Raw genomic sequence first — 13,330 nt, 5'->3', positions numbered from 1 at the left:
TTTTTAACCCTCTAATTTCAAAATCAACTCAGGATTCGGACAATTACTCAAATAAAACTCTAAATCTTTCTTATTACAAACGCCAGGGTAATCGCCATTATAGTCTTGTATATCTTTTATAATTTGAAAATGCAAATGTGGTGGGTAATCGCCATTAACGTAAGCGTCACCTAATTTTGCAATACAGGCTCCTTGTTTAAATGCTTGCCCCTCTCTTAGGTTTTCAATAGAATTCAAACTTAAGTGCCCATAAAGTGTATAAAACTCAACCTTATTTATTTTATGTTTCAATATTATGGTTGGCCCATAATCACCGTAATTGGTATTGTTTTTAAAGCTGTGTACTATAGCATCTAATGGCGTATAAACAAGAGTTTCGTGATCGCGCCAAAAATCAACACCTAAATGGATATTACGTTTGGTATCTGCGGTTTCATTAAAATGATTGCTTCGGGTATAAATAGACCTTGTTTCATTATACCCACCAAAAGCTACTAGGCCATTATGTTTTTCAATATGTGAATTAACAAAATTTGCTAAAGCGTTAGAAGAAGATACATCTATCTTTTTAAGGGATGTATTATCTTTAGATAAGTCTATAGGAATATATTTCGAATTTGGAATAGAAGCATCTAAAATGCGAAGTGGACTTGTGCTGATGCTATTAAGAATTTTTGAAAAGGCGTTTGAGTCCATACAAAGTATTTTCTCAAAACTAAGAAATCTATTGCATAACTACATTGCTGTATTTAGCATTTACGACAATACTTTTACCTGAGTCTAAATTTCCTGTGGAAAAAGAAGAGGTATTCTCTTTTGCTATTTTTTTAGGATGCGTAAAACGTGTACGGTCTCCTTTATACTGCAAGTTATAATTTACATTTGGCAAAGTAATAACAGCATCTGTATTTTGTAGAATCACATTTAAGTTAGTAAAGTTATCATCAATTTTTAGAATTCTTAAATCGCCTATACTACCATCTATAATAGCATTTCCTAGTAAGTTTTCTATTTCAATATCTGAGGAATTAGCAGTGAGCACCATTTGTTTCACATTGCTTAATTGCGCTTTCTTTACGTAATTTAAGTTGAGTTCACCTACATTCCAATACATCACTTTAACTGGTGAATAAGATGCATTAATGGAAGTAGAACTTCCATTAATGCTATGAGCTATAAACTTTGTATGCGATAAATCTGCTTTTAAGTTATCTATATTCGCAGCAAACTTTAGTTCGCCATGTCTTACATTCACCTTTAATTTCGCACCTTTAGGCATTTTAATTTTAATCGTCTTTTTAACTTTAGAATTAGACTCACGATGTACTAACTCTTCTATTTCAATTCTTCTATGCTTTGCTAATTTTTCACGCTCTTCGTGCATTTTTTTACGTTCTTTAGCTAATTTCTCGTGTACCTTAGCTCGTTTTTCATGCATTTTTTCTTTACGATGAGCTTGTGCTTCGGCTCTTTCGGCATGACGTTCCATTTGTTCAGCGTAACGCTCGCCCCAAGCTTCCATTTTCTTACCGTATTTCTCACCAAATTTTTCTCCCCATTCTTCCATTTCTTTGCCGTATTTCTCACCCCAATCTTTACCAAATTCATCACCCCAAGCTTCCATTTTTTCAGCAAATTCTTTTCCGAAAGTAGATTCAAACTGCTTAGTATACTCCTCTAAATATTTGTCTCCATCTTTTTGATAAGCATCATAATCGAAATGCATATTGTTTACTCCTTCTGGTAACTCTGGTAATTCTGGCATTTCGGGCATCTCCGGCATTTCGGGCATCTCAAAATTGAAATCAAAATTCATTTCTGGTAAATCGGCCAGTTCAAATTTTAATTCTTCTAAAACGGCTTTAACAGCATCACCATCAAAATCACCATGATACGCCCAAGCAGTATGACCTTTTCCTTTTGTTTTAATTGTAACGTTATCTGATTCGGCATCTATATTTACATCCCAATTATCTAAAGCTTTTTGTAAAGCTTCTTTGCTTAAATCGTCGCCTTCAATATAAGCTTCAATTTCAATGGTGTTTTTGTTCCAAGTATCAAATTCAATATTACAATAGCTCGTATTTAAATCTATAGTAACATCTTTATCAACTTTTATCGATTGCGATACTTTAGTTAATTTCTCTTGACCTATTAAGCTTCCAGTAATAAGAAAACATACTGTCAATAATTTCAATTTTATAATTGTCTTGCTCATTTTTTGATTTTTAGATTGATTGTGATACATCAGATATTGTAGCATCTGAAGTGTTAAAATTCTTTATTTGTTCTCGTAGTCTATATAAAAGTGTCAATCGAAATTTTAAATTATCAATTAAAGCGTTTATTGTTAATTCACTAGGTCCAGATTCGTTTAACTCTGCAGATAAATGCTCATACTCTTTGTTCAGCTCACTTAACTGCTTCAAATAACCATCGAATAAATCTTTGGTTTCTGGAGTTGGCTTCATTTTAGATAATTCTAAATTAATACTGGCCAGATAATAATCTTCAACCTTTTTAAGCCCTGGTGAGACATCGCCCAAAGTTTTAGTTTTAACAACATCTGTAGAAGCAATCTCTGTTGTGCCTACATTTTCAGATTGAAAATGATTATAAGCTCCAAAACTGAGTCCTAACAAAACTAACACACTAGCTGCTATATAAAACCAAGTAAAATTAGGTTTGCTGCTAATAGGCAAAGCTTTATCTAACTTATTAAGGAATCGTTCCTCATGGTTATTAGGCATTTTTTCACCACTCAAGGTATCATCTTTAAACATATCTCTAATATCCTGTGCCATGTGTTTTTGGTATTAATTGTTCTTTTAATTTCGCTTTACCTCTAGATAATTGTGTACGTGATGCAACTTCGGAAATTCCCAATATTTCTGAAATTTCTTGATGATCGTACCCTTCAATTAAGTATAACATCACAACGCATTGATACTTTTCAGGTAAATTATTAATCGCTTCTTTCACATCTTTTAATGTAATAGCGTCTGCTACCAACCATTTGTCGTCATCTGGTGTATCGATTACTTTTAGGTGCACCTCTTCTAATTCAACTAAGCGTTGTTTTTTAGATTTTAAAAAGTCAATACTTTTATTAACAACAATACGTTTTAACCATGCACCAAAAGTAACTTCTGCCTTATATTGATTGAGTTTGGTAAAAGCTTTTATAAAAGCCTCTTGAACTACATCTTCGGCATCGGCAGCATCTTTTAAAAAACGCTTGGCAACAATATACATACCATCGCAGTACTGGTTGTATAACTGCAGTTGTGCTTTGCGATTGTTTTGTTTACATTTTTCAATAATGTCAACTTGAAACATGCTTTCGATTACTTTTGGTTTAAGTTAGTTCGATTAAAAGACGACAAAAAAAATAGACTGTTGCAAAAAAGAATATTTTTTCTACTAATTATAACAAAGCTAAATAAATATGCGTTTCAATTTTATTAATTGTTTAGTAATTAAATTATCTTTATACACATAAAAAATTGCTCTCTATGAATACCTTTTTAAAACGCATCATAGCTATTTTATTTGCCATTGCTATTGGTGTTTTTGCTTATTCCTACTTTAATGATGGTCTTCAAAAACCTAAAAGTCCAAAAAAAACAGTAAGTTTTAAAGTTGACGATTTAAAGGTTGAAGTTTTTTATAACCGTCCATCAAAACGCAATCGAGAAATTTTTGGAGCATTAGTGCCATATGACAAAATTTGGCGTACGGGTGCGAATGAAGCTACTACATTTGAAACGAACAAAGCGCTTAAAATTGGAAACGATTCGTTACAAGCCGGTAAATACACGCTTTGGACCATACCAAATGATACTGCTTGGAATGTGATTTTTAATAGAAAGCAATATGAATGGGGTGTTGATCATGAAACCATGCAACCCATGCACAAAGCGGAATTTGATGTTATAAACATCACAGTCCCTGTTCAAAAAATAAATAGTGTAGTAGAACAATTTACCATAGCTTTTGATAATTCTACAGATAATCTTGCATTAACTATGGCTTGGGATGATGTAAAAATTGAAGTCCCATTAAAGTAAGTTTTAGTCGAGCCTAAATTAATTGTAAATTAGATAAACATTAGAATATTCGTGGCAAAGCAAAAAAAATCGGCTTTAAGTGAACAAAAAGGAGTTTCGCAATCTGAAATCACCAATATTTCTTCTATAAACCAAATAAAAGAAAAACGCTTAAAAAAAATAAGTAACGACGCTTTAATCTCCGCCATTTTGAAAAAGGATATTACTGCTTTAAGTAAAGCCATTACATTAATAGAAAGTAAAAATCCTAAACATTCTACCGACGCCAAATCTATTATAAAATCCTGTTTACCACATGCGAATAAATCTATTCGAATTGGTATAACAGGTGTTCCAGGGGTTGGCAAAAGTACCTTTATAGAATCTTTTGGTACGCACTTAACAAGTCTAGGAAAGCGCGTTGCGGTTTTAGCTATAGATCCAAGCAGTACAATTACCAAAGGAAGTATACTAGGTGATAAAACCAGAATGGAATCTTTAGTAAAAGATAAAAATGCATTTATAAGGCCTTCTGCTTCAGGTGACTCTTTAGGGGGCGTCGCCAGAAAAACACGAGAGACTATAATTCTGTGTGAAGCTGCTGGATATGATGTTATTATTATTGAAACAGTTGGTGTTGGGCAAAGTGAAACTACTGTACATAGTATGGTCGATTTCTTTTTACTTTTAAAATTGGCTGGAGCAGGCGATGAGCTGCAAGGTATTAAACGGGGGATTATTGAAATGGCTGATGCTATTGCTATTAATAAAGCAGATGGCAATAATATGAAGCAAGCAAAATTGGCAAAGGTAGATTTTAATAGAGCTCTTCACCTCTACCCCGAAAAGTCTTCGAATTGGCAACCAAAAGTAACCTTATGCAGTGCTTTGAATAATGAAGGTATTTCTAATATTTGGCAGGTAGTATTAGATTATATAGAAACTACCTCAGCTAATAATTATTTCAATAAAAAAAGAAAGGAGCAAAATAAATATTGGCTCATTCAAACTATTGAAGAGCAGTTAAAGTCAGATTTCTTTAGTAAATCAAAGATAAAAAAAGCCTTAACAGAACAGTTAGAGCTCATTGATAAAAATGAAACAACACCTTTTGCCGCTGCCGACTATTTATTGAGCTTATAAAAAGGTCTCTTGGTACCAGGTTACTTGACTTTTAACGGCATCCAGTAATGAAGTTTGCGGATTATAATTTAATAATCTTCTAGCCTTATCAATATTAGCACAGGTGCGTAATTGGTCTCCTGGTCGCTTAGGTATAATTTTTAATTCAATGGTTTTTCCTAAAACCTGTTCAACAGCTTCAATACCTTCTTTTGTGGTGTATTCATTTTCGGTTCCGATGTTTATAATTTCACCATCTACAATACTTTCGTTACCTATGAGACTTACCAAACCATCTACAATATCGCCCACATAAGTGAAGCTTCTTAAATGCTTATCACTGCCTTCAAATAAAGGAAATGATTCATTATGAACCCCAGCAGCTATAAGCTTGGTAAACATTTTTTCAGGACGCTCGCGCGGGCCAATTACCGAATATAAGCGCAGAGAACAAGATTTTAGTTGCAACGCTCTACTTTTCTGCAATACTAACTGCTCTGCTGTTAACTTGGTTACTCCATAATAAGAAGCGGGCTTAGGAGCCTGATCTTCAGCATAGGTAGCCTCTAACCCATAAACGGAAGAAGTACCAATATTTACAAATAATTTTAGATCTTTCAGTTTTTCAGCATAATCCAATAAATTTTTAGTAGCCAATACATTGTTTTCAAAATAATCTTTAAAAGTAGATGTCGAAGAAATCCCAGGCTGTGCTGCGAAATGGAATATATAGTGAATATCCATTGGTAGGACTTCAGCCAATTCTAAATCGTTTAAGTCCTTATTGATTACAGATATTCCTTTCGAATTAAGAGAACTTTCGTTTATTCTTTTCAATTCAACATCGTAATGAGGAGAAAAATTATCAAGACCTAGAACTTCATGCCCTATTTTTTTTAAATGCTCGGCAGTATGCGAACCAATAAAACCAGCTGCTCCAGTAATTAAAATTTTCATAAAAGGTTATAGGTTAACATTAGTAGGGAATTGATGTGGCGAAGGTACAAATCGGTTTAAAAGATAACGAGCTAATTTATAAAATATGAAACCTCCTATGGCTCCAAAGGCTAATCCACAAATAATATCCAATGGATAATGGACACCTACATAAATTCTACTATAAGCCACTACTGCACTCCAAAACAATAAAATGAAAATTAAATTTTTATAATAAGGTCTCAATAACAATCCTGCAAAAACAGCAACTGCCATTGAGTTTGATGAATGCCCAGAGAAAAAACCGTAAAGACCACAGCGCACTGCTATAAATCGCATTTGATCCATAACGCCTTCTGTTCTGCATGGTCTTGTCCGTTCAAAACCACGTTTAAAAACATTTGTCATTTGATCTGTGAATGTTATCATTAAAGCGATAACTACTACAAAAACTAATATCGATTTTAAACCAAACTTCTTATAAAGTAAGAATAACAAAATGGCATAAAACGGAATGAAAATCAATTTATTAGTAATAAGGAGCCAAAGATTATCCCATGTTTCAGAACCTAAATTATTTAAGTAAAGAAATAGTTCGGTGTCTAATTGTAAAATTTCATCGAGCATATTAATGACTTTAGAAGGTATTAATCTTCATACTTAGCTATTTCACCATCGTAAAACTCGGTGGCTAATATTATAGCATTTTCTGTTTCGGATTCTAGTTCTTTTTGGTCTTCAGAATCAAAATCTTCAAACCATTCAACTTCATCATCCTCTAAATTAATTATAAATCTTGGAAACTCTGTATGAATTACAAATATAGCATTTGGATGTTCTGTATTATCACCTAATATGAATTTTGGAAGTGTCATTTTGTTTTTTGTTAGAGTCAATTTCCGAAAGCATCCGGTATTATTATGAATGACAAATTTATAGATTTCTAACTACTTGTGTCTAGAACTTCTGTTTTAATTAACTTATTTGTTAAATAATTAAATCGGATGTATAATAAAACTGCTGCAGTAGATAAACCTGCAAGTAGTCCTAACCAGATTCCAAAGCTACCATAAGCATCTTCTTTTCCTAAAAACCAACTTACTGGAAATCCAATGAGCCAATAAGATATAAAGGTGATTATAGTTGGTATCTTCACATCTTGCAGACCTCTTAATGCACCGAGAACAATAACTTGGATACTATCACTAATTTGAAATATAGCCGCGGCCAACAATAACTTGGAAGCAATCTTTACCACTTCGGTATTATCTGCTAGGTTCTTAACATCATCAAAATCAACATATATCTTTGGTAATATATTATGAAACAAAAAGAAAATCAGCGCAAAAATAGTAGCAAATAATATTCCCATAAGGAATAATGAAAAAGCAATTCGGCGTAATTCAAAATACTTTTGCAATCCCTTTTGATTTCCTACTCTAATCATGGAAGCGACACTTAAGCCCATAGCTACCATAAATGTCATGGACGATAAGTTCAAAGCAATTTGATTTGCCGCTTGTGGATTTTTGCCCAACAAACCACTCAACCAAATAGCCGCAGTAAAAATAGCTACTTCAAAAAACATTTGCATAGCGCTCGGTGCGCCAAAATTAATTATTTTTTTAAGCATTAATTTATCTAATACAAAAAACTTTATATTGGTAACAAAGTCCTTAGATACTTTTTTACTTTTTAGTAATAACCATAGGTGTCCTACCATTATGAACCTTGAAATTAAGGTTCCGTAAGCAGCACCAACAATACCAAGTTCTGGAAAACCGAATTTCCCAAAGATTAAAATATAATTAAGAATAACATTTAGAATATTCGCCAAAATAGTTGAATACATAGGATACTTCGTCATTGACAAACCATCACTAAATTGTTTAAAGCCTTGAAAAATTACTAACGGTATTAGTGAAAACGCCACTAAATCCAGATAAGGAATTGCTAGTTCAACAACTTCTGGAGGTTGTTTCATTAAGTACATAAGTGGCTTTGCAAAAAACACTAGTAAAAAAAGGAGCACTCCTAGTACTGTGCATAAAAATAATCCATGTTTAAAGGACGATTTTCCTTTAACAAAATTTTGCTCGGAGTCTGCTTCGGCTATTAATGGTGTAATTGCAGTAGAGAAGCCTATACCTAAAGACATGGCGATAAACATAAAACTGTTACCTAAAGATACAGCTGCAAGTTCTGCTGTTCCCAATTGACCAACCATAATATTATCGACAAAACTCACAAATGTATGCCCAAGCATTCCAAGCATAACAGGAGCTGCAAGTCGCCAATTATATTTAAATTCTTTTGTGTAAGCCGTTAATTGCATATTGCTAAAGTAATATTTAGACCTTTCTTATTAGCGATGAAATAATAGATTTAATAAATTCAATTATTGTTAATTGAATAATTGTTAATAAATCAATCCAAGTGACTTAAAATGAAGTAGTTATTTTTTGTAGTTTTGACTTATCTAATTGCCCAGTTAGCAAATACTTAAATCGAAACAACAATATATAGAAACATTTAGCTTTTATTTTATAGGGATTAAAAATATACTACAGCTTATAAGTTTCAATATTAAAAGGGGAAAATTTAATTTCCCCCTTTTTAATTTCAGGTAATAAATTATTTGTTCTATTAATTAGATAAAAGTTGAGTTACATCTAGTTTAGCCTTTTCAAATTCATTCATAATATCTTCAACTATTTTCGATACTGGTTTAATATCATGAATAAGTCCAGAAATTTGTCCAATTTCAAGTTCACCTTCAACTAAATCACCTTCAAACATGCCTTTTTTGGCACGTGCTCGTCCTAATAATGCTTTTAATTCCTCTGTAGTTGGAGATGTTTTATAAAGTGCTTGCACATCATCATAGAACTTATTCTTTATTAAGCGTACAGGTGCTAATTCTTTTAAAGTCAATTGTGTATCCCCTTCCTTGGCATCAACAACCACTTTTTTAAATGCTTTGTGAGCAGAACTTTCTACACTTGCAACAAACCGACTACCTACCTGTACACCATCAGCTCCTAAAACCATAGTTGCCAACATCGCCTTTCCTGTTGCAATACCACCTGCGGCAATTAATGGGATAGTAATTTGTTCTTTAACCATTGGTATGAGTGTTAATGTGGTTGTCTCATCTCTACCATTATGACCTCCAGCTTCAAATCCTTCGGCAACGATAGCGTCAACGCCAGCATATTGTGCTTTTAAAGCAAATTTTACACTGCTTACAACATGTACTACTGTAATCCCTTTTTCTTGTAACCAAGATGTCCATGTTTTGGGATTACCTGCAGAAGTAAAAACAATTTTCACATCTTCTTCCACAATAATATCCATGAGTTCTTTAATATTTGGATATAGCATGGGTACATTAACTCCGAAAGGCTTATTGGTTGCTTTTTTGCATTTCTGAATGTGCTCACGTAATACTTCTGGATACATAGATCCGGCTCCTATTATTCCTAATATTCCAGAATTACTAGAAGCAGATGCTAATCGCCAACCACTATTCCAAACCATACCGGCTTGAACAATCGGGTATTTTATATTAAAAAGTTTGGAGATTCTATTGGTCATGAAACCAAATTAAGAAATAACACCTGAACCCACAAGTTCTTTATCTAAATACCAAGCCACAAATTGACCTTCGGTAATTGCCGACTGAAAATTTTCAAATTCAACGTACAAGCCACTATCCACTTTATACAAAGTTGCTTTTTCTAAAGCTTGTCTGTATCTAATTCTCGCCAAGACCGGCATAGATTCATTTACTTTCAAGGCTAAATCTTCACGTATCCAGTGTAATTCTTTATTATTAACAAACAAGGCTTTTTTTAGCAATCCAGGATGTTCTTTACCTTGACCCGTATATATAATATTTCCTTTAACATCGGTATCTATAACAAACAAAGGTTCAATAGTTCCCCCAACTGCGAGACCTTTTCGTTGCCCTTTTGTAAAGTAATGTGCTCCTTGGTGCTTACCTACTACTTTGCCTTTATCAAGCGAATAATCAATTTTTCGTGATAAATATTTAAGTTTTTCCTCTTCCGAATTGAAGCCAGGTACTTCTTCATTAAATACAGATTGCTCCTTTGATACTTCAACAATTACTCCTTCTTTTGGTTTTAGTTGCTGCTGAAGAAAATCAGGTAATTTAACCTTCCCTATAAAGCAAAGACCCTGAGAGTCTTTTTTTTCTGCAGTAACCAAGTCCAATTCATTCGCAATTTCCCGAACTTCTGGTTTTGTTAATTCACCTATTGGAAATAAAGATTTAGATAACTGCTCTTGTGATAACTGGCATAAAAAATAAGATTGATCCTTATTAATGTCAGCACCAGCTAGTAATTGATATAATTCTTTTCCATCTTTCTGAATGACACCTTTTCTACAATAATGCCCAGTGGCCACATATTCTGCTCCAAGATCTAAGGCTATTTTCATAAAAACATCAAACTTTATCTCGCGATTACACAAAACATCTGGGTTAGGTGTTCTTCCCTTCTCATATTCGTTGAACATATAATCAACAATACGCTCTTTATATTGTTCACTTAAATCTACTGTTTGAAATGGAATACCTAACTTTTCTGCTACAAGCATAGCATCATTACTATCGTCTAACCAAGGGCATTCGTTAGAAATAGTAACAGAATCATCGTGCCAGTTTTTCATAAACAAGCCAATGACCTCATAACCTTGCTTCTTTAACAAATAAGCCGCAACGCTAGAATCAACACCACCTGACAATCCGATTATAACTCGTTTCATTCAAAAAATTTAGGGCACAAAGATACATATTAATAAGGTAATTTTCTTCATATCCAAAAAGACAAAATATAGACGAACAAGCCTTTTGTTTAATTATTTTTAAAATAAATTGAACAAAATTTGCTTTTTTGTTTAATATTTTTTTATATTTGTCAAACAAAATAAAACTTTAAAAAATATATTATGAAAATTTTTGCACAAATTACCAAACTATTTTTCCTGATAACAGGATTAATATTTATCGTATCATGTAGTGATGATGACGATAACACAATTATGATTCCAGAACCGACTAACAACATTGTAGAGCTGGCGCAATCAACAAATGAATTGTCAGATTTAGTTAGAGCTTTAGTAAAGTTTCCAGATTTAGTAGATTTACTTAGCAATGATGGTACTTTTACCGTATTTGCACCAACCAATGATGCTTTTGATGCGTTATTAGCAGCCATTGGGCAAGCTGAAATTGATGATATTCCAGAAGATGTATTGAAAAATGTTTTACAATATCATGTCTTCACTGCTGCCGCTGTAGAGGCGAGTGCTGTTACTACAGGTTCAATTACTATGGCCAATGGAGAATCTGCTGCTCTTGTATCCGATAACAACGTTGTAACTGCTCAAGGGGCGCAAGTTATTATACCAGATGTAATAGGAACAAATGGTATAGTACATGTTGTTAATAATGTAATGGTACCACCTTCAATTTTACCGATTGTAGGAACAATTGTAGCACCAGCTTATTTTAATAAAGAATTTACCACGTTAATAGCTGCAGTACAAGCTGCTGATTCAAGTATATTAGAACTTTTATTAAGCAATGGACCGAATGATAGTGGTTTAACATTGTTTGCTCCAACAAACGATGCTTTTACCGCTGCTGGTATTACAGACCTGTCGGCAGTAGCAGACGTTGTAGATGCAGTTTTGGCATATCATGTTATTGATGGAACAATAATGAAAGATATGTTACCTACATCAGGAATTGCGGCTTCTGAAGTGTCAACTCTAGGTGGAAATATATTTGTAACAAATAATGGAGGAGATGTCTCAATTAACGGTACCACAACAGTTACGGCCACAGATATTATGGGGTCTAACGGTGTTGTGCATGTAATTAACAGAACTTTATTACCTCCTGCACAAACCATTGCAGAAATTGTTACAAGTTCGTCTGATTTTACATTATTGACAGCAGCTTTAGTTAGAGCTAATTTAGTAGGTGCTTTTGATGAAGCAACAGATGGTCCATATACAGTTTTTGCTCCTACAGATGCGGCATTCTTAGCTGCTGGACTAGACGAAGCTACTATAAATGCAACAGATCCAGCTGCAGTAGCAGGAATCTTGACACATCATGTGGTAAAACCTAATGCCTATGTATTCTCATCAGATTTAGTAGATGGCGCAGTTCCAATGTTAAATGATCAAAATGTAACAATTAATTTAGGAAACTTAACAGTTCAAGATGCAGCTGGTTCAGATCCTGCTGCAGGATTAGTTGCTGAATCATTAAATATACTTGCAACAAACGGTGTTGTACACGTAATTGATAAAGTATTACTACCTTCTAGTTAATAATTTTAGTTTGGTTTGTTGATTGTAGACAATGAATTAGTTTTCCCTAAAATTGTCTATGAAAAAGAGGCTCCTCGACATCTAGTTGAGGGGTTTTTTTTTAGGATTTTTATAATACTTATCCCCTTTCTTAATATACTTCGGCACATAACTAAAGTCCGTTTCTTCAATTAATTTGCCGTTTTCGTAAAATTTCCAAACCCCATCTTTCTTTCCGTTTTTATAAATCCCTTCTGTTATTAATTCGCCTTTAGGATTATAATATTTCGAACTCCCGTTTAAATCGCCGTTTACATAATTGAACTCTTTTAAAACAAGATTATTCTCTGAATACCAGGTAGAAACGCCATGTAGTTTTCCCCGTTTGTAATTTTGTTTCTCTGCTATTTGTCCATTATCATAATAGACTATTCGCTCTCCATGGAGATTTCCTTCATTATCATAATATTCAAGCGCTAATAACTTACCAGATTTACTCTGATAATATTTCCAGGTTCCCACATAAACCTTAGCATCCATTTTTCCTTCGCTTATTACTTTTCCTTTATCATTAAAAAACTTCACCTCAGCTAAATCATTATCATTTGTAAAATTTCTAGTTGCGGCTAGAACCGGCTTCTTATCAATAATTTTATAAAACTTAAAAAGCCCCTGTTCTTGACCATGATTAAAAGCGCCTTCGTAACGTAACACATTGGTTCCTTCAAAATTCTTTTTCCATACGCCATGTCGTTTCCCATTAGAATCAAATTGATTGATGTCTTGTGCAGAAACTAAAATGGTTGTAAAAAGAAATAATATTGATAATGACTTTAAAAATTTCATAATCTGAATTTTATATATGGATTCCT

14 protein-coding genes are annotated in these 13,330 nt (G+C 33.3%); 3 read left to right on the top strand and 11 right to left on the bottom strand.

The genetic code is table 11. The features are described 5' to 3' along the window. Positions 1-3: 3 nt before the first annotated feature. The 4 genes from AC2D6V_RS10995 to AC2D6V_RS10980 are packed head-to-tail and all read right to left on the bottom strand — an operon-like array spanning position 4 to position 3,339. Positions 4-696 carry a peptidoglycan DD-metalloendopeptidase family protein gene (locus AC2D6V_RS10995; RefSeq protein WP_484648224.1) on the bottom strand — a complete coding sequence of 231 codons (693 nt, stop codon included), beginning with the start codon at positions 694-696 and terminating at the stop codon, positions 4-6. Between the two features lie 28 nt (positions 697-724). After that, positions 725-2,218, bottom strand: a complete 1,494-nt coding sequence (locus AC2D6V_RS10990; protein WP_484648223.1) for a hypothetical protein — start codon at positions 2,216-2,218, stop codon at positions 725-727. Between the two features lie 10 nt (positions 2,219-2,228). Further along, the gene (locus tag AC2D6V_RS10985) at positions 2,229-2,804 is read right to left on the bottom strand and encodes a hypothetical protein (RefSeq protein WP_484648222.1); all 576 of its coding nucleotides are present in this window, start codon (positions 2,802-2,804) and stop codon (positions 2,229-2,231) included. Continuing rightward, the gene (locus tag AC2D6V_RS10980; RefSeq protein ID WP_484648221.1) at positions 2,788-3,339 is read right to left on the bottom strand and encodes an RNA polymerase sigma factor; all 552 of its coding nucleotides are present in this window, start codon (positions 3,337-3,339) and stop codon (positions 2,788-2,790) included. The genes AC2D6V_RS10985 and AC2D6V_RS10980 overlap by 17 nt, the downstream gene beginning before the upstream one ends. 176 nt (positions 3,340-3,515) lie before the next feature. On the opposite strand from AC2D6V_RS10980, the gene AC2D6V_RS10975 reads away from it, so the two are divergent. Beyond that, the gene (locus AC2D6V_RS10975) at positions 3,516-4,070 is read left to right on the top strand and encodes a DUF2911 domain-containing protein (RefSeq protein WP_484648220.1); all 555 of its coding nucleotides are present in this window, start codon (positions 3,516-3,518) and stop codon (positions 4,068-4,070) included. A gap of 51 nt (positions 4,071-4,121) precedes the next feature. Further along, positions 4,122-5,192, top strand: coding sequence for a methylmalonyl Co-A mutase-associated GTPase MeaB (meaB, locus tag AC2D6V_RS10970; RefSeq protein WP_484648219.1), 1,071 nt, complete (start codon positions 4,122-4,124; stop codon positions 5,190-5,192). Here the strand turns inward: meaB and AC2D6V_RS10965 are convergent. The 6 genes from AC2D6V_RS10965 to mnmA form a co-directional block, all read right to left on the bottom strand. Continuing rightward, complete coding sequence (locus AC2D6V_RS10965) at positions 5,187-6,128, bottom strand: NAD-dependent epimerase/dehydratase family protein (protein ID WP_484648218.1); 942 nt, start codon at positions 6,126-6,128, stop codon at positions 5,187-5,189. The two genes, meaB and AC2D6V_RS10965, sit on opposite strands and share 6 nt — an antisense overlap. Positions 6,129-6,134: 6 nt before the next feature. Then, positions 6,135-6,734, bottom strand: coding sequence for a phosphatase PAP2 family protein (locus AC2D6V_RS10960; protein WP_484648217.1), 600 nt, complete (start codon positions 6,732-6,734; stop codon positions 6,135-6,137). 20 nt (positions 6,735-6,754) lie between these two features. Then, on the bottom strand, positions 6,755-6,982 hold the full coding sequence (locus AC2D6V_RS10955; protein ID WP_484648216.1) for a hypothetical protein: 228 nt from the start codon (positions 6,980-6,982) through the stop codon (positions 6,755-6,757). A gap of 68 nt (positions 6,983-7,050) precedes the next feature. Further along, positions 7,051-8,442: an MATE family efflux transporter gene (locus AC2D6V_RS10950; RefSeq protein WP_484648215.1), complete on the bottom strand. Its 1,392-nt coding sequence runs from the start codon at positions 8,440-8,442 to the stop codon at positions 7,051-7,053. Between the two features lie 311 nt (positions 8,443-8,753). Further along, positions 8,754-9,704 carry an NAD(P)H-dependent flavin oxidoreductase gene (locus AC2D6V_RS10945; protein ID WP_484648213.1) on the bottom strand — a complete coding sequence of 317 codons (951 nt, stop codon included), beginning with the start codon at positions 9,702-9,704 and terminating at the stop codon, positions 8,754-8,756. Positions 9,705-9,713: 9 nt separating this feature from the next. Continuing rightward, the gene (gene mnmA, locus AC2D6V_RS10940; RefSeq protein ID WP_484648212.1) at positions 9,714-10,901 is read right to left on the bottom strand and encodes a tRNA 2-thiouridine(34) synthase MnmA; all 1,188 of its coding nucleotides are present in this window, start codon (positions 10,899-10,901) and stop codon (positions 9,714-9,716) included. A gap of 183 nt (positions 10,902-11,084) precedes the next feature. Here mnmA and AC2D6V_RS10935 point away from each other — a divergent pair, with 183 nt between their 5' ends. Then, positions 11,085-12,479, top strand: a complete 1,395-nt coding sequence (locus tag AC2D6V_RS10935) for a fasciclin domain-containing protein (protein ID WP_484648211.1) — start codon at positions 11,085-11,087, stop codon at positions 12,477-12,479. A gap of 81 nt (positions 12,480-12,560) precedes the next feature. Here AC2D6V_RS10935 and AC2D6V_RS10930 read toward each other — a convergent pair whose 3' ends face one another. After that, complete coding sequence (locus tag AC2D6V_RS10930; RefSeq protein WP_484648209.1) at positions 12,561-13,304, bottom strand: toxin-antitoxin system YwqK family antitoxin; 744 nt, start codon at positions 13,302-13,304, stop codon at positions 12,561-12,563. Positions 13,305-13,330: the final 26 nt, after the last annotated feature.

Source organism: Algibacter sp. YIN40, assembly GCF_057219435.1.
Note: the sequence above shows the minus strand (reverse complement) of the source record. Positions and strands in the feature narration are given on the sequence as shown.

Excerpts from the sequence above, each read along its gene's own strand:
- AC2D6V_RS10995 (WP_484648224.1), bottom strand. The coding sequence starts at position 696 with ATGGACTCAAACGCCTTTTCAAAAATTCTTAATAGCATCAGCACAAGT.
- AC2D6V_RS10990 (WP_484648223.1), bottom strand. The coding sequence starts at position 2,218 with ATGAGCAAGACAATTATAAAATTGAAATTATTGACAGTATGTTTTCTT.
- AC2D6V_RS10985 (WP_484648222.1), bottom strand. The coding sequence starts at position 2,804 with ATGGCACAGGATATTAGAGATATGTTTAAAGATGATACCTTGAGTGGT.
- AC2D6V_RS10980 (WP_484648221.1), bottom strand. The coding sequence starts at position 3,339 with ATGTTTCAAGTTGACATTATTGAAAAATGTAAACAAAACAATCGCAAA.
- AC2D6V_RS10975 (WP_484648220.1), top strand. The coding sequence starts at position 3,516 with ATGAATACCTTTTTAAAACGCATCATAGCTATTTTATTTGCCATTGCT.
- AC2D6V_RS10965 (WP_484648218.1), bottom strand. The coding sequence starts at position 6,128 with ATGAAAATTTTAATTACTGGAGCAGCTGGTTTTATTGGTTCGCATACT.
- AC2D6V_RS10960 (WP_484648217.1), bottom strand. The coding sequence starts at position 6,734 with ATGCTCGATGAAATTTTACAATTAGACACCGAACTATTTCTTTACTTA.
- AC2D6V_RS10955 (WP_484648216.1), bottom strand. The coding sequence starts at position 6,982 with ATGACACTTCCAAAATTCATATTAGGTGATAATACAGAACATCCAAAT.
- AC2D6V_RS10950 (WP_484648215.1), bottom strand. The coding sequence starts at position 8,442 with ATGCAATTAACGGCTTACACAAAAGAATTTAAATATAATTGGCGACTT.
- AC2D6V_RS10945 (WP_484648213.1), bottom strand. The coding sequence starts at position 9,704 with ATGACCAATAGAATCTCCAAACTTTTTAATATAAAATACCCGATTGTT.
- mnmA (WP_484648212.1), bottom strand. The coding sequence starts at position 10,901 with ATGAAACGAGTTATAATCGGATTGTCAGGTGGTGTTGATTCTAGCGTT.
- AC2D6V_RS10935 (WP_484648211.1), top strand. The coding sequence starts at position 11,085 with ATGAAAATTTTTGCACAAATTACCAAACTATTTTTCCTGATAACAGGA.
- AC2D6V_RS10930 (WP_484648209.1), bottom strand. The coding sequence starts at position 13,304 with ATGAAATTTTTAAAGTCATTATCAATATTATTTCTTTTTACAACCATT.